This is a genomic window from Acetobacter oeni (assembly GCF_011516825.1).
In the GTDB taxonomy this organism is placed as follows: Bacteria; Pseudomonadota; Alphaproteobacteria; order Acetobacterales; family Acetobacteraceae; genus Acetobacter; species Acetobacter oeni.
In genome coordinates this window covers 101,356-120,400 of record NZ_WOTA01000009.1, presented here as the reverse complement: position 1 = coordinate 120,400, position 19,045 = coordinate 101,356, and the positions used below count along the sequence as shown (strand labels likewise).

General features: G+C 62.0%; 16 protein-coding genes. 6 read left to right on the top strand and 10 right to left on the bottom strand.

Translation table 11 applies throughout. The features are described 5' to 3' along the window. Positions 1–3 precede the first annotated feature (3 nt). The 3 genes from GOB90_RS08100 to add are packed head-to-tail and all read left to right on the top strand — an operon-like array spanning position 4 to position 2,429. Positions 4–930 carry a sodium:solute symporter family transporter gene (locus GOB90_RS08100; protein WP_242011880.1) on the top strand — a complete coding sequence of 309 codons (927 nt, stop codon included), beginning with the start codon at positions 4–6 and terminating at the stop codon, positions 928–930. After that, complete coding sequence (locus GOB90_RS19140; RefSeq protein ID WP_242011879.1) at positions 931–1,404, top strand: hypothetical protein; 474 nt, start codon at positions 931–933, stop codon at positions 1,402–1,404. Continuing rightward, positions 1,401–2,429 (top strand): adenosine deaminase, encoded by a 1,029-nt coding sequence (gene add / locus GOB90_RS08095; RefSeq protein WP_146891805.1) that lies wholly within the window; start codon positions 1,401–1,403, stop codon positions 2,427–2,429. Before GOB90_RS19140 ends, add begins: the two co-directional genes overlap by 4 nt. 395 nt (positions 2,430–2,824) lie before the next feature. On the opposite strand, the gene pdxA is transcribed toward add, so the two are convergent. Together pdxA and GOB90_RS08085 are read right to left on the bottom strand one after the other, a co-directional pair. Beyond that, positions 2,825–3,841: a 4-hydroxythreonine-4-phosphate dehydrogenase PdxA gene (gene pdxA, locus GOB90_RS08090; RefSeq protein WP_146891809.1), complete on the bottom strand. Its 1,017-nt coding sequence runs from the start codon at positions 3,839–3,841 to the stop codon at positions 2,825–2,827. Then, complete coding sequence (locus tag GOB90_RS08085; RefSeq protein WP_146891812.1) at positions 3,838–5,226, bottom strand: dipeptidase; 1,389 nt, start codon at positions 5,224–5,226, stop codon at positions 3,838–3,840. The genes pdxA and GOB90_RS08085 overlap by 4 nt, the downstream gene beginning before the upstream one ends. A gap of 335 nt (positions 5,227–5,561) precedes the next feature. Here GOB90_RS08085 and GOB90_RS08080 point away from each other — a divergent pair, with 335 nt between their 5' ends. Together GOB90_RS08080 and GOB90_RS08075 are read left to right on the top strand one after the other, a co-directional pair. Further along, the gene (locus GOB90_RS08080) at positions 5,562–6,350 is read left to right on the top strand and encodes an AraC family transcriptional regulator (protein WP_146891815.1); all 789 of its coding nucleotides are present in this window, start codon (positions 5,562–5,564) and stop codon (positions 6,348–6,350) included. A 274-nt stretch (positions 6,351–6,624) separates the two neighbouring features. Continuing rightward, positions 6,625–8,901 carry a TonB-dependent siderophore receptor gene (locus GOB90_RS08075; RefSeq protein WP_146891819.1) on the top strand — a complete coding sequence of 759 codons (2,277 nt, stop codon included), beginning with the start codon at positions 6,625–6,627 and terminating at the stop codon, positions 8,899–8,901. Between the two features lie 222 nt (positions 8,902–9,123). On the opposite strand, the gene GOB90_RS08070 is transcribed toward GOB90_RS08075, so the two are convergent. The 8 genes from GOB90_RS08070 to GOB90_RS08035 all read right to left on the bottom strand — a co-directional run bounded on the left by GOB90_RS08070 (position 9,124) and on the right by GOB90_RS08035 (position 18,894). Next, positions 9,124–10,344: a tol-pal system YbgF family protein gene (locus GOB90_RS08070; protein ID WP_373322071.1), complete on the bottom strand. Its 1,221-nt coding sequence runs from the start codon at positions 10,342–10,344 to the stop codon at positions 9,124–9,126. A 25-nt stretch (positions 10,345–10,369) separates the two neighbouring features. Then, on the bottom strand, positions 10,370–10,807 hold the full coding sequence (locus GOB90_RS08065; RefSeq protein WP_146891825.1) for an ExbD/TolR family protein: 438 nt from the start codon (positions 10,805–10,807) through the stop codon (positions 10,370–10,372). A 126-nt stretch (positions 10,808–10,933) separates the two neighbouring features. After that, the gene (locus tag GOB90_RS08060) at positions 10,934–11,356 is read right to left on the bottom strand and encodes an ExbD/TolR family protein (RefSeq protein ID WP_146891828.1); all 423 of its coding nucleotides are present in this window, start codon (positions 11,354–11,356) and stop codon (positions 10,934–10,936) included. Between the two features lie 2 nt (positions 11,357–11,358). Further along, the gene (locus tag GOB90_RS08055; protein WP_173571995.1) at positions 11,359–12,387 is read right to left on the bottom strand and encodes a MotA/TolQ/ExbB proton channel family protein; all 1,029 of its coding nucleotides are present in this window, start codon (positions 12,385–12,387) and stop codon (positions 11,359–11,361) included. A gap of 86 nt (positions 12,388–12,473) precedes the next feature. Further along, positions 12,474–13,136, bottom strand: a complete 663-nt coding sequence (locus tag GOB90_RS08050; protein ID WP_173571994.1) for an energy transducer TonB — start codon at positions 13,134–13,136, stop codon at positions 12,474–12,476. 871 nt (positions 13,137–14,007) lie between these two features. Next, a protein-coding gene (gene prfB, locus GOB90_RS08045; protein WP_146893086.1) for a peptide chain release factor 2 occupies positions 14,008–15,139 on the bottom strand; the annotation gives its coding sequence in 2 pieces (ribosomal slippage) (positions 14,008–15,069 and positions 15,071–15,139; 1,131 coding nt in all). A gap of 104 nt (positions 15,140–15,243) precedes the next feature. Further along, on the bottom strand, positions 15,244–18,171 hold the full coding sequence (locus GOB90_RS08040; protein WP_375790358.1) for a penicillin-binding protein 1A: 2,928 nt from the start codon (positions 18,169–18,171) through the stop codon (positions 15,244–15,246). A gap of 240 nt (positions 18,172–18,411) precedes the next feature. Continuing rightward, positions 18,412–18,894 (bottom strand): glutathione peroxidase, encoded by a 483-nt coding sequence (locus GOB90_RS08035; RefSeq protein ID WP_146887119.1) that lies wholly within the window; start codon positions 18,892–18,894, stop codon positions 18,412–18,414. On the opposite strand from GOB90_RS08035, the gene GOB90_RS18965 reads away from it, so the two are divergent. After that, the gene (locus GOB90_RS18965) at positions 18,893–19,036 is read left to right on the top strand and encodes a hypothetical protein (protein WP_206752471.1); all 144 of its coding nucleotides are present in this window, start codon (positions 18,893–18,895) and stop codon (positions 19,034–19,036) included. The two genes, GOB90_RS08035 and GOB90_RS18965, sit on opposite strands and share 2 nt — an antisense overlap. The last annotated feature ends 9 nt before the right edge of the window (positions 19,037–19,045 follow it).

The following is a 19,045-nucleotide window of genomic DNA, read 5'->3' as shown; positions in this document are numbered from 1 at the left end:
CTCATGAACGTGGTGATCGTCAGCAGCGTCCTTCTTCTGTCGCTCGGCGCGGCGTGCCTTGCGCGGGTGCGCTCACGACATCTGTCGGTAGAATCGTTGCTCGTTGCAGACAGGGCATTGCCGGCACCCATGCTGTTTATCCTGACGGTGGGCGAAATTTACAGCATCGGCTCGATCGTCGCTTTCCCGGCCGGGCTTTACGCACACGGCGTGAGCTACGGATACTGGTTTCTGGGCTATCTTGTGCTGGCGTTCCCCGTCGGATATTTCGTCGGCCCAGCCATCTGGCAGCGAGCGAAGAAATACAATGCCTGCACGTTGCCCGAACTGTTCGGTAGACATTTCGAAAGCGTTACATTCGAGCGTTTGACGGCATGGGCCTGTGTTGTGGCGCTGGTGCCGTGGGGACAGTTCCAGTTTATCGGTCTCAGGTCCGTTCTCGGCACAATAGGCCTGTCCGCTACGCCGGCAGCGGGACTGGCAGGATGTGCCGTCATCGCATTCGCTTATGTGGCGCTGGGCGGCGTGCGCGCCTCGACCTATGTTGCGTTCCTCAAGGATATCCTCATGCTGTTCGCCATCGCCACAGTCGGTGTGGCCGCGATGTGTGCGCAATACAAACTCCCCGTCGGACATGCCGGAACAACGACAGCAATGCCTCCGCTCCCTTCCGGGAGTAGCCTCGTGTTCGCGATCAGCACAATCCTTTATCAGGGCGTCGGGTTTTATTTCCAACCATCGGTCACGCCATACCTGTTTACGGCTCGCTCGGCGCAGGTCGTGCGCAAGGCGATGATCTTCATGCCGCTCTACATGCTGATGTATCCGTTTGCCGTCTTTGCAACCTATTTTGCGCTCAGATCGCTTGCCCCGTTACCGAACCCGAACGTCGTGTTTTTCCACGTGGCGGCAACGCTGCTGCCATCGTGAATGGTGGCCCTGGCCGCAGCTGGTGCGCTACTGGCTGGCTTGCTCGTTCTGGCAGCGACCTCTCTTAATATCGCAGCCATGATGACAAGAAATATCGCGCCGGGCCTCGGGCGCAGACACCCGAAGCGTGCCATCAATCTGGCTGTCATCTTGTTTCTGGTACTTGCGCTGGCCGCGACAACCCGCGCGCCGGCGATCATGCTGACAGCTCTGAATCTTAGCGGATATGTCGGGATTCAATTCGCCTCGCTATGGTTTGTGATTCTGACTGACTGGCCAGTTTCAGCCCGGATCGCGGGTCTGGGGCTCCTTTCCGGGGCCGGCGTGGCGATCGCGCTATTCGCGGACGGAGGGTCGATTGGTGGCGTCAACCCAGGGCTGGTCGGGTTGGTGGTTAATTGTGCCGTCGTGTTTTGTCCGCTGTGGCGCAGTTCGCGCAATGTGCGTAGCCTGGCAGAGGAAGATGTCTCGTGAGCGTTGACAACATTATAAGAAAAATTCCAAAAATTGATCTGCACTGTCACTTGGCAGGATCGCTGAGCGCCCAGACTGTCATCGCCCTCGCCGCGAAGAACGATGTGGCACTTCCTACCACGAACCCTGATGAATTCTACCGATTCACGGATTTCTATGATTTTCTTGCGCGCCTTGAGGTCATAGGCAGGTGCATGGTCACTCGGGACGATTTTGCCCGGGTGTCCTATGAGGCACTCGTCGGCGGCTATCGAAAAGGGAATCTGCGTTACGCCGAGTTTTTCTTCAGCCCGAACTATCATTATCCGCACGGCGTCCGATACGAGACAATGCTGGATGGATTTGTCGATGGTCTCCGTGCGGCAAAAGAAGAATTCGGCATTGTCGGTCGTCTGATCCCTGCCATCAACCGAGAGCTGGGAGCGGAGGTCGCACTGGCGATGGTCGGGGACGTCCTTGCGCATCCGCGTGAGGAGGTAATCGGGCTCGGAATGGATTGCGCCGAGTTCAAAGGGCCGCCGGAACTGTTCCGCGATGCCTACGCCCTGGCCCGATCCGCCGGCCTGCGGTGCACCGCCCATGCCTGCGAGGACAATCAGACGCTGGCGCAAGCACCCCCGCGCAATGTCGAGATCTGCCTCGACATCCTTGGCTGTGACCGGATCGATCACGGCTATAACCTCCTGGCGGATCCGGCCCTGACGTGCCGGTGCAGGGAAAGCGGCGTGCCCTTTACGGTGTGCTCCCATACCTGCGTGCCGCAACGCATGGAAAAGCGAGCGGCATCGTTGAAAGCAATGTACGATGAGGGACTTTTTCTGGTTCCCTGCACAGACGATCCGCCAATGTTCGGAACGGATATTGGCACAACCTATGTGACGATGGCCCGTGTGCTGTCACTCAGCGTGAAAGAAATCGCGGCGATGTCTCTCCGAACGATTGAGGCGGCATGGCTTTCTAAAGAGGAGAAAGCCGCCATGAAAAGAGATTTCCAGGTAGAGATTGAATCTCTGATTAAAAAATGAATAAATTAAATCATCCAAATGTCGAAATTAATTTTCATATGTGAAAATATTATCAACACCATGGCTCAGTCTTGGGTGCCTTCTTATCGGCTACTATTACCTCGAAGCGGGTCTTCCAGTCTCCATATTTTATGACGTTCAAATTGACCCGATTTATGTCCGCTTCCAAGACAAATCAGACAATCTGTATAGCTGAAATAGGCGCATAGCGGTCGGATAGTTAACACGGTAAATGTCCACTTTTCAGCTCTCACTACGACACCCTGAATGACCGGAATGAGGCGACAGCGGACTTACACCCGCCTTCATGTGGTTATCTATAATAAACCGGTTTCCAAAGGTCTCCGACCTTTGGCGGGGTGCAGGGGCGGCGCCCCTGCGGTAGCGGAACAGGCTCAGGTGAAGCGCATTTCCGGGGGTTCGGGGTTAGCGGCGCGGTAGCTGGCGAGCTGACCGGCGAGGCGGAGGGCGGCGATGAGGCTTTCGGGTTTTGCGCGATTTTTTCCGGCGATATCGAAAGCGGTTCCGTGATCGGGGGAGGTTCGGACGATGGGGAGACCGAGGGTGGTGTTGACGCCGTTTTCCATGTCGAGGGTTTTAATGGGGATGAGGGCCTGATCGTGATACATGCAGAGGGCGACGTCATAGTTCGCGCGGGCGGTGTCGGTGAACATGGTATCGGGGGGCATGGGGCCGTGGACGTTCAGGCCTCTGGCGCGGAGCTGTTCGATGGCGGGGATGATGATGTCGATTTCCTCGCGGCCCATATGGCCTCCCTCCCCTGCGTGCGGGTTGAGACCGGCGATGGCGAGGCGGGGGTTGAGGATTCCGAAATCCCGTTTCAGGGCATGGGCTGTTGTGCGGGCGACTTTGACGATGAGGTCGGTGGTGAGGGTGTTCAGGGCGTCGCGGAGGGAGACGTGGACGGTGACGGGCACGACGCGGAGCATGGGGCTGGCGAGCATCATGACTTCCTCGCCCGGGACTTCGCAGAGGGCGGCGAGAAATTCGGTGTGGCCGGGATATGGAAAACCGGCGTCACGCAGGACGGCTTTACTGATCGGGCAGGTGACGACGGCGCCGGCGTCTTCGGCGCGGGTGAGGCCGACGGCGCGGAGGATGCTGTCCACGACGGGGCCGGCGTTGAGGACGTCGGGCTCGCCGGGGTAGACGGGGGCCACGAGGGAGAGGGGCAGGACCGGGAGGGCTTTTGAAAAGATGCTGCCGGCTTCTGTGAGTGTGACGACATCCTCGTATGGCGTGCCGGGCGGGAGGCAGGCGGGGTCACCGATCCAGGCGAAGGCGGGGCCGGTTTCACGCAGGGCTTTCCAGGCGCCCGCGGTGATTTCCGGGCCGATCCCGGCGGGATCTCCCATGGTGACGACGAGGGGTTTTCGTTTCGGGGCGTTCATCGGGCGAGGGCCGTAAGGACGCGGACCCAGGAGCGGATGCCTTTGTGGAACGAGGTGAGATTGTATTTCTCGTTGGGAGAATGGATGCGGTCGTCGTCGAGGCCGAAGCCGATGAGCAGGGAGTCGATGCCGAGGGCCTGTTTGACTTCACCGACGACGGGGATGGAGCCGCCGCAGCCGATGACGGTGGCGGTGGTGCCCCATTCGTCGGAGAGGGCCTGCAGGGCGGGTTTCAGGCCGGGCATGTCGGCGGGGACGACGCTGGCGCGGGAGCCGCCATGGGCTTTGAATTCGACTTTGCAGTCTTTGGGGAGGCGGGCGCGGACGTGTTCGCGGAAGGCGGCGCGGATTTTTTCCGGGTCCTGGTCGCCGACGAGGCGGAAGGAGATTTTGGCGGTGGCTTTTGCGGGGAGGACGGTTTTGAAGCCGTCCTGCTCGTAACCGCCGGAGATGCCGTTGATTTCGCAAGTGGGGCGGCACCAGGTCTGTTCGAGGGCGGTGTAGCCCTGTTCGCCGGCGGGCCAGCGGAGGCCGACGCTACCGAGACCCTGTTCGTCGGTCGGGCCGATTTTGCGCCACAGTTCGCGTGTGGCTTCGGGGATTTCGGGGACGCCTTCGTAGAAGCCCGCGAGGGTGACGCGGCCGGTGGCGCCGTCGCGGAGGTCTGAGATGATGTCGCAGAGGACCTGGATGGGGTTTCGGGCGGCGTTGCCGAACATGCCGGAGTGGAGGTCGCAGGCGGCGCCGGTGAGGGTGACCTCCTCGCCGACCATGCCGCGCAGCATGGTGGTGATGGCGGGGGTGTCGGGGTCGAGCATGCCGGTGTCGCAGATGAGGGCGAGGTCGGCTTTCAGTTCTTCAGCGTTGGCTTTGAGGAACGGGAGGAGGTTGGCGCCGCCGGACTCTTCCTCGCCTTCGATGACGATGGTGACGCCGACCGGGAGCTGGCCTTCGGCGTCGCGGAGGGCGCGGCAGGCTTCGAGGAAGGTCATGACCTGGCCTTTATCGTCGGCGGCGCCACGGGCGGTGATTTCTTTTGTGCCGGACGGGGATTCGACGAGGCGGGGCTCGAAGGGATCTGCGGTCCAGAGGCTGAGGGGATCGACGGGCTGGACGTCGTAATGGCCGTAGAACAGGACGTGCGGTTTGCCTGCGGGGGCTTTGCTGTGGCCGGTGACGATGGGGAGGCCGGGGGTTTCGCGGATGGCGGCGGTGAAGCCGAGGTCCGTGAGTTCCTTTTGCAGCCATTCGGCGGCGGCGCGGCAGTCTCCGGCGTGGGCCGGCTGGGTGGAGATGCTGGGGATGCGGAGGAGCGCGAAGAGGCGTTCGAGGCTGTTGTCGAGGTTGTTGTCGGCCCGTGTGAGGGCGTCCTGGGGTGCCGTCATGCGCTTTGCTCCTTGCTGTCCGGGGTTCGGATGTGGGGGCATCATGGCATCGGGGGGCGCGGGTTGGAACGGGGGCGGACGGAATAGGGTCTATGCTTTATCGGGGCTTTATCGGGGTTCTGTCCCCTGCCCTGCGACAGGGCGTGGTTCTTTCGGGCTGGTCTGATTTCGGGAGAGGGGGCGCGGGTCCGGGATGTCGCTGGTTCTGGTTCCGGCTGACGGACTGATTTGCCATGGCGGAACGGCGGTGGCTCGTGATAATTCAGCGGGGCACGGGCTTACGGGCCGCTGCTCTCCGGTCCGGCTTTTTTTTGCGAGCAGAGTACTGTGGACTCATGAAACGCACCGCCGATCTTCCGCGTCATCCGCCGCCTGTCGTGGGGTTTGCTGACAGCTATGCCAGCGGCTTTGTGGACGGGTCTCATGCTCATGACCGGGGGCAACTGTCGGTTTTTCTGGCGGGGAGTGTGACGATCAGCACGCAGAGCGGCAGTTTCGTGCCGCGGGCAGGGCAGGGCATGTGGATTCCTGCCGGCACGGTTCATCAGGCGGCCTGTCGCACCGGGCTGACGTTTCAGGTCATCTACATTGATCCGGGTCTCGCCGGTCCTGATCTTCCCTGTAAGATGTTTGATGTTTCCTCTCTCATGCGGGGTCTTGTGGACGAGATCATTGCCATGAGGTTTGAGTTTGCCATGGACGATCGCATGTCGGCGATTGCGCGGCTTCTGGTTGATGAAATCGGGCGGGCGCCCCGGATTGCCGAGCGGCTGCTTCTTCCGACCGACCATCGGCTGCGGCGGGTATGTGAGGCGATAACCGCCCGGCCGGGAGATTGTCGTGACATTGACCACTGGGCGCGGGAGGCCGGGATGGCGCGGCGCACCTTCACCCGTCTGTTTCAGCGGGAGATGGGGATGGGGTTCGCGGCGTGGCGTCGCAGGGTTCGGGTGATCGAGGGGGCGTCCCGCATTGCTGCGGGCCAGTCGGTTGCGGAGGTTGCGTTTGATCTTGGCTATGACAATGCCGGCAGCTTCAGCACGATGTTTCATCGGACCTTCGGGGTGACGCCGCGCGCGTTGCGGTTTGGTTCGTCGCCGGTATTGCACCCCGCTGACGAGTAAGGGTGCCGGCGGGGTTCAGGGCCGGGGAGCGGGCGTCATGCCGCGACGTGTGGTTGCGGTCTCTTTCCGCGCGTGTGCTGGTTCCGGCGCTGCCGGGACGATCGCGGGTATTGGCGATCAGGCAGAATTTGCTCGCGTTCGGGCCAGGATGAAACACGTTCCTTGATGCGGCTGCCGAACATGGCTAACCCACGCAATTAAGTATCATTCTTAAATACAAAAACCCGGCTCGTGCTCCGCGGCCAGCAGGAGCCGGTAAGGAAACGGGTTGGGTATGCAGCGCAACAGGATTATTTATACGGCTCTTTTCTCGCTCGTCATGAGCGATGTGGCTTTTGCCGCCGATCAGGAAAAGAAGGTGGACAGACGGGGACAATCGGGAACGGCGGCATCGGGCCGGGCTGTTGCCGGCAAGGCCGGAGCGGGTGCGTCCGCGACCGGTGCGTCCACAAAAACCAGCGCATCTGCAACCCGTACGGCCGGGACTGGCCTGACGCAGGCCGAGTTGATCGAGGTGCGTGGTCATAAGGCCTCGACGGTGGCTTCCGCCGCCACGAAGTCAAACACGCCGCTTGTCGAGACGGCTCAGTCGGTCACTGTTATTACCCGCGATGAAATGGATGTGCGTGGTGTACTGACACTCAACCAGGCTGTGCGTTATGCGGCGGGCATTACCGCTGATACGCGTGGCGGGGAAGGCACGCGTTATGATCTGTATGATCTGCGTGGTTTTACTGTGCCGACCTTTCTTGACGGGCTGAAGTTTCAGGACAGTCCCACAGGTTTCGCGGTGGCCCAGACCGATACGTCCCGTCTTGATCGCATTGAGGTTCTCAAGGGTCCGGCTTCGGCGCTTTACGGGCAGTCCAGCCCGGGTGGTCTGACGGCGCTGTTCAGTAAGCTGCCGACCGATCAGCGGTCTTACGGTGGTGTGACGACGACGGGCGGGATGTTCGATCTTTACCGTGTGGATGCCGATGTTGGTGGTTTTGCCACGGATGATGGTCTTGTCCGCTACCGGATTTACGGGACGGTGAACGGGCAGCACACCCAGCTCAGCAAGACGGGCAGCCGGCGCTTCAGCATAAGCCCTTCCTTTACGTTCGGGGGGGATGGTCCGACCACGCTCACGCTGCTGGGCAATTACCAGTACGATCCGGAGAGTGGTTCCTATGGTGGTGTGCCGCTGGTCGGCTCGCTCAGGCGGGCGTCATATGGCTATCTGCCCCGGGATTTCTATGATGGCGACGCGTCTTTTGAGAAATTTAATCGCAGGCAGGGGGCGATCACCTATATCTTCAATCATCGGTTTAACGATGACTGGAGCTTCAGCACGCGCGGTCGGTATGACGATATCAGAACCATTTATCGCAGTGTCTATGACAACGGTTATTATGACAGCACTGATGGCACCAGCGGCAATCTGCTGTCCCGTTCTGCTTATGGCACGCAGGAGCACACCTACAATCTGGCTTTTGACAGCCAGTTTAAGGGTCATGTCCGCACCGGGCCGCTGAGCCATGCGCTGATGTTCGGGTTCGATTACATGCAGCAGAAAGCGGATGACATGGAGGCTTATGGCGATGCGCCCGATCTGGATGTGTTACATCCTGACTATCACATGGCTATTCCGGCTCTGACGCCCTATCTGAACTATGTGACGGATTCTCATCAGATCGGTGCGTATGGCCAGGATGAGATTCGCTGGAAGCGTCTGATTCTGACGGGGAGTATTCGGAACGACTGGTACCGGTCCCGTCAGATCGAGCATTTTTCCCAGACTGACACCCGCCAGAATGCGAGCCAGATCACATGGCGTGCTTCGGGTCTTTATCATTTTGATTTCGGGCTGGCGCCTTATATCAGCTACTCGACTTCTTTCCAGCCGCAATCAGGCACTGTTTCAAATGATGGTGGCTCCACGCTGCATCAGGCGAGTCCTTCCCTTGGCAAACAGCTTGAGGGCGGGCTGAAATATCAGCTTCCGGGGACATCTCTTCTGCTCACCGCGGCGGGCTTCCATATCGAGCAGAGCAATGTTCTCGTTTCCGTTGCCAACACCGGTTACAGTGTTCAGAGCGGGCTGGTTCATTCGGACGGATTTGAGTTTGAGGCCCATGCCGAGCCGTTTCACAATCTTATGTTGACGGCGGCGATCAGTGTTCAGAACGTGAAGGATGACTCGACCGGCAAGCCGCTGATTCAGTCGGGCAAGGGCAATGCGTCTCTGTTCGCTTTTTACACGATGCCTTCGGGGCTGTTTAAGGGGTTCGGCTTTGGCGGTGGTATGCGCTACTCGGCGAAGGCTTATGGCGGGGAAGCGACTTACGGCAGCGCATGGGTTCCGCAATATGCTCTGTTCGACGGTTCCGTGAGTTACGATCTCTCGAATCTGTCCCGCTCGCTCCACGGGTGGAATGCGGCGGCCAGTGTTCGTAATCTTTTCGACAAGCACTATATCGCCAACTGCTTTGCTTACGGCTCCGACGGGGAATACTGCTATTACGGAGAGCGGCGTAATGCCCAGGCCAGCATCGGATACAGATGGTAAGGGTCTGACGGGAGACGGTCATCTTTCTTCAGGCAGTTTGACCGGGGCTCTGCTGACCCTGGCAGGGGTTGCGGGGTCCTTCGTCCCTCTGGGGCTCGGGGCAATGTTCCGGGAAAATGTCATTCCGGTTTCGTAGATGATTGCAGATGATCCGGTCATCAAAAGAAAAGGCCGGGATCTTTCGATCCCGACCTTCACGGCGCACCGGTATGAACGTCGTGTTTACTTTTTCGCAGCGGATTTGAGCTTGAGAGCCCAGAGCTGTGCGATGTCTTTCGCGCCGTTATCGCCGTCTACGGTGTCGAAGGTGGCGATGGCGTCGGCGGAGCGGCCGGCATCCATCTGAGCTTCGCCGAGGCGGAGTTTCGCGACATTGATATCGAACGGGCCTTTGGCGATGCCCTGTCTGATCAGGTCGAGGCCTTTATCGACCTGGCCGAAGGTGACGACGTTATAGCCTGCGGTGATCAGGGCGTTGCCAGTCGGGGCGTTGACGGCGGCGGCGGCGTCTGCATCGGCGGAGGCTTTTTTGTCTTCGACGGTTTTGACGACGAGGGCTTTCAGCTTCGCTTCGCGGGCGGCGCCTGCGTCTTTACCGAGCGCGCCGGCGGTATAGCCCTGGTTCATGATGTTGAGGGCGACCTGCGGCAGGCCCATCTGCATGGCGATTTCGGTGGCATCCATGAAATCGCCTGTGGATGTCAGGTTTCCGGCGGCGAGGCGGATGCGGTAAACATCAAGTTGCAGCGCCGGGGGAAGTTTCGGGTTCGTGACGAGGCCGTGCAGAAGCAGCGCCCAGTATTCCGGCTTCGGGTAATAGGTTGCGAGAAGGACATAGGTGTGGGTCATCCCGCCTGTGTCTTTCATCTGCGACTGGCAGGTGGCGAGAAGCTGAAGCTGGTTTTCGGACGGGACCTTCTTTGCTTTCAGGGTCTCGTCGATCATCGTCTGCTGGACGCGGGCGGCGTTTTTGAAATCGTTCTGCAGGTAGTAGGACTGGACGAGCAGGGTTTCCATCTGCGCGTTCGGGCCGACCTGCTTCAGGTAACGCTCGATGGCGGGGACGGCGTGCGCGTAGTCCTTGGCGGTATAGGCCATGGTTGCTTCGGCCATCAGCATCTGGGCTTTGGCGTCTTTTGGCGTGCGCGACGAGGCGATGAGTTTGTCGTAGGCGGCGGTGGCGCCGGCGACGTCTCCGGACTGGGCGGCGACGGCGGCGCGCATCTGGTCGATGGTGTAGGACTCGTAGTCGTTTTTACCTTTGACTGCGTCGGCTTCGTTCACCGCCGCCATGGCTTTGCTGTAATTATGTCCGGCGAGAGCGGTCTGAGCGGCCTGCAGGGGTTTGCCTACCGCGGGGCTCAGAGTGTCTGCCGCCTGAGCGGAAGACAGGCCGGAAACTGACAGAGGCAAACAAAACATAGCGCTGGCGAGAAGCGCCATGCGCGACAAACGAAACGACATCAGGTCATTGTCCTTCCATGAACTGATCCTGACCTACGATACCCAGCTTTGTGATGCCAAGTCTCTGGGCATCGGCAAGAACGTGGGCGACGGTCCTGTAATCAGCCAGGCGATTTGGGTGGATGTGCATCTCCGGCTGCACAGGCTCGGCGGCGGCCTGCTGAAAGCGCGACTGGAGTTCACCTTCACTGGTGACGGGGGTTCCGTTCCAGGAGACCGTGTTATCGAAATCGATTGCCACGGTGACCACTTTCGGGTCCGGAGCGGACGACGGTGGCGGGTTACCCTGGGGCAGATCCATCGAAACGGAGTGGGTCTGGAGCGGAATGGTGATGATGAGCATGATCAGCAACACCAGCATCACGTCGATCAGCGGCGTGGTGTTGATATCGACAATGCCTTCGTCTTCCGTCGTGCTATCGGATCCGACATTCATGCCCATAGTGGCATCACTCTCTCACATTGATCCTGCGGCGTCACGTCACGGTATGAAGATTCGGTGACGCCCGGGACCGGGTTCGGGCTGTCGTGCCTGCCACGCGGGGTGACAGGCACGGCTCTGGTTTCTTTACGAGTGTGGCTGCTCGGTAATGAAGTCGACGTGATAGATGCCCGCTTCCTGACAGATCGCGACCAGCTTTCCCACCGCCTCATACTTGGCGCTCGCATCGCCGCGGATCATGATCTGCGGCTGAGGTTTCAGAACGGCCACCTTCTCGAGCCGCGCCAGAAGATCGGCGCTGCCCTTGATGGGTGTTTCGTTCCAGTACGCCGTCCCGTCCGCCGTGACGGCCAGGGTAATGTTCCCTGGCCTGATCTTGCTTGGGGTATCGGCGTCTTTCGGGAGCTGCACCTTCACTGAATGGGTCGCCACCGGAATGGTGATCAGGAAGATGATGAGCAGCACCAGCATGACGTCGACGAGGGGCGTCGTGTTGATCGCGGATACGACCTCGTCTTCGTCACCACCGCCTCCGACGGACATTCCCATGATCAGGCCACCCGGTCGGAGACAGTTGATGTGGTCGGGGAGTTGTCAGCGCGGACCACGATGGTTTCGTGAGCGGCGCCGTGACGGAAGCCACCGATCAGGATGGACTGGAGATCGGATGCGAAGTTACGGACCTTATCCATGGCGCCCTTGTTACGACGAACGAGGAGGTTGTAACCGAGCACGGCCGGGACGGCGGTTCCGAGACCGATGGCGGTCATGATCAGGGATTCACCGACCGGGCCGGCGACTTTGTCGATCGAGGCCTGGCCTGCGATGCCGATGGCGGTCAGGGCGTGGTAGATACCCCAGACGGTTCCGAACAGACCGACGAACGGTGAGGTCGAGCCGACGGTTCCGAGGAAGGCGAGGCCGCCCTGGAGGTTGCTCTGCACGGAGTCAACGGCGCGCTGGATCTGCGACGAGGTCCAGTCGGACAGGTCGATGGATTCCTGCATCGTGCCTTCGTGGTGTTCGGCGGAAACGATACCGGTATCGGCGATGTAGCGGAACGGCGAGTTTGCCTTCAGGGAAGACGCGCCTTCCTGCATGGAGGGCTTGGACCAGAAGTTTTTGGCGGCTTCTTTTGCGGCGCCGAACAGTTTGGCCTGCTCGAAGAACTTCGTGATCATGATGTACCATGTGCCGACGGACATGATGACCATGATGACCAGAACGCCGCGGGAGATGATGTCGCCGTTTGCCCAGAGCGCGCCGAGGCCGTACGGGTTGCCCTGAGGCGCGGCCGGGGGCGGCGGTGTTGCATCGGCTGCTGCCGGAGCGGGCGCATCGGCTGCGGGAGCCGGAGCGGCGGCATCCGGGGCCGGCGCCGGAGCGGAGGCATCGGGAGCAGGTGCCGGAGCGGAAGCGTCGGGGGCCGGAGCGGGAGCGGCGGCGTCCGGGGCCGGGGCTGCTGCCGGAGCCTGAGCGTCCTGAGCGAACGCGACAACCGGAGCGGCTGTGCTCAGCAGCACCGCGAGAGCGGGAACAGCCATGCCGGGAAGCGAGAAGCGGCGAAGCAGTCTTGTCATTATATTCCTGGTCCTCGTCATGAGCAGCTGTCGTGATCTTTTGTGACAGCTGCTGGTGAGATCGATACTACACTGTGTGGCGAAGATTACTCGTCGCTCAGGCTGAAGGTAATCGTATAGGCGTGGTGGAACTCCTTGATCGGCACACCGTTGGCTGTTGCCGGCTGGTATCTGGCCTTGCGGACGTAATCGAGTGCTGCCCGGGCAAAGTCCTGACCGCCGGAGACGCTTGTGACCTTACAGTTGCTTGTCTCGCCGCTTGGCTCCACGTCGCAGACCACTGTTGCCTTGCCTTCGCGTCCTTCGTCCTGCGCTTCCGACGGGTAGTCGAGCTGGACGTGGTTGACCGGACGTGATCCGGCGAGGTGATCCGGAACGGGCGGGCCGACCGGGGCTGCCGGGGACGGCGGGGCTGAGACTGTTGCCGGCGGCATGGCTTTCGGCGGCGGTGTGTGAGTCACATGCTGGATGACCTGCTGCGGCGGCGGCTGCACCTGAATTTTAGGTGGCGGGATATACGGCGGCGGCGGCGTGGTCATCTGCGGTGGTGGTGGAGGTGGCGGTGGTGGCGGCGGTGGCTTCACCTCCTTGATCACCTCGGTCTTGATGGGTGCGTGCGACTCACTTTTCGGCGGCTTATCGACCCACGTATAGTAGATCACGCCCATGACCAGGGCGAGAAAGGCAACACCTCCGATACCGATGGCTTTCTGCATCGGATTTCGTTGCTGTTGCGCGTAGTCCATCATACTGGAAACCTCCTCGACTTCGTCACCTGACTGCGCCGGCGAACTGGCTGATTCGCTGACGCACAGCCGGATTCTCTGAACCGCTGACCATGCAGCCCTGTGACACTCCCCCGCCCCTCCTGTCGTCTGGACAAGGGCGACAGGCAGGACGGATCGAGCCTCTGGCCTCTCGATTGGGCTATCGACGGCGGATGATGTCAAGAAAGATATTAACCGAAACGAAAACGTTTGCGTCCGGAGCAGGAAGCCTAAAAATTACGCAGTTTTCATTTCTCTGTTAGAACGGCGGCTGACCGCCACATGGCTGCATCGACGCTCCTGCATGGTCAAAAAACTGCCTGATAAACAGGCGTCATTTTTTATAGTCATTTTTATGACAAACGCTGTCACAGGCACTGAAACCGCCTGGAGAGACGATTTTACGAGCCGAAACAGACATAAAGTTACGTTCGCGGTCATGTTTCGCGACCCCGGGGCTGATTCCAGGGCGTTCATGCCCTGTTTTAAGGGGTCCGGGGGCATTTCCGACTGCTTCCGTAACGTCTTCCGGCGAGGTTCGTTTCGGTCGGGCGAAGAAAATTGTGGCGGATCGGGGTCGGAGCACTCCACGCGTCGCAGAAATGGAAATTATCTTATTCGTTTTTTAGATATAAATATTGTCAGCGGCGGACTGCATGTTTACGCGCAACATCATGGCGTTCAGGTGAATTGTTTAGCGGCAGGCGGTGGAAAAAACGGGCGGATATGCCTGTTTTGCGTGCAGAAAGCAGGCCGGCGGCAGTTTCTTCGGGCCGGCCGGCTTTCTGTTCCCGATTCGTAACAGCGCTTTACAGACTGTGCTTTGACTGACTGCGCTTTGCCGGACGGCGCCTTACTGGGCGGACGCGCTGGCTTCCGAGCGGGTTGCGCCCACGCGGGCGGCGAGGGAGGCGGCCATGAAATCGTCCAGGTCGCCGTCGAGCACGGCGTCGGGGTTGCCTTTCTCGACGTTGGTGCGGAGATCCTTGACCATCTGGTAAGGCGCGAGGACGTAGGAGCGGATCTGGTGGCCCCAGCCGATATCCGTTTTGGCGGCTTCGGTCTGGGCGGCGGCGGCTTCCCGCTTTTGCAGTTCGGCTTCGTACATCCGGGCACGGAGCATATCCATGGCGGTGGCGCGGTTGCGGTGCTGCGACCGGTCGGTCTGGCAGGCGACGACGATGCCGCTCGGGATATGGGTGATGCGGATGGCGGATTCGGTTTTGTTAACGTGCTGCCCGCCGGCGCCTGAGGCGCGGAAGGTATCGATCCTGAGATCGGCTTCGTTGATGTCGATCTCGATCGTGTCATCGACGACGGGGAAGACCCAGACGGACGCGAAGGAGGTCTGACGCCGGGCGGCGGAATCGAAGGGCGAGATGCGCACGAGGCGATGCACGCCGGCTTCGGTTTTCAGCCAGCCGTAGGCGTTCGGGCCGGAGACTTGGATCGTGACGGATTTGATCCCGGCCTGCTCGCCTTCCGAACATTCTATCAGGGTGGTTTTATAGCCGTGGGCTTCGGCCCAGCGGGTGTACATCCGCAGCAGCATTTCGGCCCAGTCCTGGGCTTCCGTGCCGCCCGCGCCGGCGTTGACTTCCAGATAGCAGTCGTTGGAATCGGCCTCGCCGGAAAGCAGGCTTTCCGTTTCGCGGCGACGGGCTTCCCCGGCCAGTTTGCGAAGCGTTTTTGTCGCTTCGGCGGCCATGTCGGTGTCGCCTTCTTCCTCGGCCATGGCGACGAGTTCGAGACTGTCCGCCACTTCGGTTTCGAGGCTCCGCACGCCTTCGATCTGGTTGGCGAGGAGCGTGCGCTCGCGCATCAGCTTCTGCGCGGCTTCAGCATCGTTCCAGAGATCCGGGTCTTCGACGCGGTTATTCAGTTCGGCGAGTCTGCCCTGTGCGACATCCCAGTCAAAGATGCCTCCTCAGCAGTGCGACCGACTGCCTGATCTGTTCGTTGAGCGCTTCCGTCTCGGCGGACATGCGACCACACTCCATAGAGGGTTGCGAAGGACGGTTTCAGGCGGATTCCGTCGGTCGGGCGCGTGCCTGTCCGAAAGTCTCTCTGACCGTCTCTGAGACCGGCCTCAATACAGGCCGCCCATGCCGATGTCACCCCCCGAGGGCTGCTTCGGCGCGGGTGTTCCCGGCGCTCCGGGAGCCGGGCCGCCGGCGGGCTGCGGGCCTTCGGCGGAGACCATATCGCTTTCCGAATCCGGCATGTTTTCGGCGCCGGTATCGGCGGCGGTCAGGGCGCCGGTTCCGGCTGTGCCGGCGAAGTTGGAGCTTTCGCCGGGGATCTGGTCCTGTTTGAACGCATCGACGGTGACGCCGCGTCCGGTATCGTACCGGACGAGGGTATCGCCGTCGGGGACGCGGAACTCCAGACTCGGGCGGCTGGCGAGCGCGGCTTTCATGATCCGGTTCCAGATCGGGCCGGCGATGGCGCCGCCGGTTTCGTTTTTACCGATGGACTGGGGGGCGTCGAAGCCGATCCAGACGACGGTGACGAGATCGGCGGAATATCCGGCGAACCAGGCATCGTTGAAGTCCTGGCTGGTGCCTGTCTTGCCGGCGATGGGGTGATCGATCCCCTTCCCTGCCTGGATGCCGGTGCCGCGACGGATCACGTCCTGGAGCATGGTGGTGATCTGGAAGGCGCTGTCGGGGCTGGCGATTGCGACGCGGCTGTCGGCGACGGCGGGAGTATCGTTCTGGCCGGGGGCGACGATCCGGGTGACGGGCGGCGCGGAGGCCGGGGTGCCGGGTGACGGGGCTCCGGGGGTCGTCTGTGGCTGCGCCGGGGTGGTGGTTGTGGCCGGGCCTTCCGCGCCGCCCTGGTCGGCGGCGGGGAAGACGGCGTCTGGGGCCGCGCCCGGGGCGGGCTGTGCGCCCGGCGGCGTGACGTCGGCCCCGGCCGTGGTGAGCGCCAGACCCTCGGGACGCCAGATGACGTGGCCGTTGCGGTCCTGGACGTCGTCGATCAGGGTCGGGGTGACCTTCTGGCCGTTATTGGCGATGGTCGCATAAGCCCCGGCTTCGCGCAGGACGGTGGTTTCCACGGCGCCCAGGGCGGCGGGGAGGACGTGTGGCATGCTCTGCACGAGGCCGATATCGGTGGCGATGGCGGCGACGTTTTTCATACCGATATGGGCGGCGAGGCGGATGGTGACGAGGTTGCGGGATTCGCGCAGGGCGTCGTGGAGGGTGGTTGGCCCCCAGAAATCCATCTCATAGTTATTCGGGTGCCAGCTTCCGTAAGACACGGCGGAATCGTCGAATTTCTGAGAGGGCGAGATCCCCTGCTCCATCGCGGCGAGATAGACGAAGGGTTTGAAGGAGGAGCCGGGCTGGCGCATGGCCTGGGTAGCGCGGTTGAACTGCGACGCGCCGAAGGACCAGCCACCGACCATGGCGAGGACGCGGCCCGTATGAACGTCCATGGTGACGGCGGCGCCTTCGATGCGCGGGATCTGCCGGATGGCGACGCGGCCTTCTTCCGCCTGCGGCTCGACCATGAGGACATCGCCGGCGCGGAGGGCGCGGAAGAGGCGCATCCAGCCGAGATCGCGGGCGAGCAGAATGCCGTGGCGGACGGTGCCGTCTTCGGGCCAGCCCACGGTGCCGCGTCCGGGGTCGAGCACGACGGCGAGACGCCAGCGGTCGAGCATGCCGGCGGGGCGGGCGGAGGCGGCGAGCGGGGCGCTCCAGTCCTCGCCGCTCTGGCCGGAAGAGATGCCGTCCAGGTGTGTGACCGGGCCGCGCCAGCCGCCATGCGAGCGATCATAGGCGGCAAGACCTTCCCGCAGGGCATCGGTTTCGACGGACTGGAGGGCGGGGTCGAGGCTGGTATGGACGTTGAGGCCGCCCTGCATGGTCTGCTGGCTGCCGTAGCGTTCCATCAGTTCGCGGCGTACTTCCTCGCCGAACCATTCCGAGCCGGGGACCGGGCCGGGGCGGTGGAAGTTTTTCGCGATCAGGGGCTCGGCCTTCGCGGCGGCGGCGGCGTCCGGCGTGAGGGCGCCGATGGTGACCATTTCGCCGAGCACGAGGTTACGGCGCGTCCGGGCGGCATCCGGGTAACGGAACGGGTTATAGTTGGTGGGCGATTTGGGCAGGGCGGCGAGGACGGCGGCTTCGGCGTCATCGAGCTGGTCGAGGGGTTTGGCGAAATAGGTCTGGGCGGCGGCGGCGATGCCGTAGGCGCCGTCGCCGAGATAGATCTCGTTAAGGTAGATTTCGAGGATCTTCTCTTTCGGCAGGACCTGTTCGATACGCATGGCGAGCAGGGCCTCGCGGGCCTTGCGCTGGAAGGACACGGCGTTGGAGCCGATGAGCATGACGCGGGCGACCTGCTGGGTGATGGTCGAGGCGCCCATGGGTCTGTGCCCTTTGCCCCGGGTCAGATCGGTGAGGCCGGCGCGGATGATGGCGAGGGGATCGACGCCGCCGTGGCTCCAGAATTTATGGTCTTCCGCCGCGAGGAAGGCGTTTTTCACGCGGTCCGGGATGGCGGTGTAGGGCACGAAGATGCGGCGTTCGGCGGCGAGCTCCGCGATCAGGCGGTCGTCGCCGGAATAGAGGCGGCTCATGACCAGCGGTTCGTAGGTGCGCAGGCCGTCCACGGTGGGGAGGCCGGCGACGATGCCGGCATACTGGTGCCAGGCGGCGATGCCGGCGGCGGCGGTGCCGAGAAAGAGGAGAGCGGCGGTCGAGCCCAGAAATTTACGCCACATGCGGAAACGGGGGCGCCGGGGCGGAAGGCCGCCGAAGGGGCCGCCGCTGCGGCCGCCGCCGTTTCCGCCATCACCGCCGGGGGGTGTGCCCTGTGTTCCGCGGCTGCCGGTGAGGCGATCTTCGTCCGTGACGCGCAACCCGTCGTCATGGCTTTCGTTCGCGAAGCGGCCGGGGTGGCGCGTGGGCAGCAGCCAGCCGGGACGGAGGCGGACGGTGCCGTCGCGGCCTGCACTCAGCGCGGCGTCGGGCTGGAAAACGGAAAACAGGCGGGACATCATGTGCGGCTCTCTAGCACCCTCATAACTGGCCGTCGCCCCCCGGAGCCGCGGGAATTCGACGATGGTCGGTTCTTCATTTCGCCGGCGCCGCGTTCGCCCGGGCGGGGCCGGTCCTGCCCGTTATGCCGGGTCGGCCGGCGAGCCGGGTTCAGGCGGAATTCGGGAATCCTGAATCGCGGCTGTGGCAGCTTTATGGCCGGGGAGAACAAAGGCCGGGAGGCGATCCGGTTTCGTCCGTGTTCAGCGGGTCAGGATCACGCGGCTGACGGCATCCCTGACGCGTCCGCTTTCAGGAGAGGCGAGGCTGGAGAACCAGGTTGAGAGCTGACCCTGGCGGTCGATGACGTATTTGAAGAAGTTCCAGCGCGGGCGGGAGAAGAAGCCGCCCTGGCTGGCGAGCCATCCGAAGAGCGGGGCTGTCTGCGGGCCTTTCACGTGACATTTCTCGGTCATCGGGAAGCTGACGCCGTAGTTGCGGGAGCAGAAGGTGCTGATTTCGGCGGCGTCGCCGGGTTCCTGTTTGCCGAAATCGTTGCTGGGGACGCCGATGACGATCAGTTCGTGTTCGGTGTGCGACCACAGCGACTGGAGGCCTTCATATTGCGGGGTGAAGCCGCATTTTGAGGCGGTATTGACGATCAGCATCGGTTTGCCGCGCCAGGCGCTCAGGTCCACGGTGCCGCCAGCGAGGCCGGGCAGGCTGAAATCATAGGCGCATGGCATGGCGGCTTCCTTTTTGCTGGCACTTCTGCCGGGGTATTTTCCGGTTCTGTTCTTCCTGAGGTGCCAGCATGGCCGGTTTTTGTCGAGGCTTCGGGGGCGGATCGTTACGGTGCGGGGTGGACAGGGGGGTGTTCGCCGGTGAAAGTCGGGC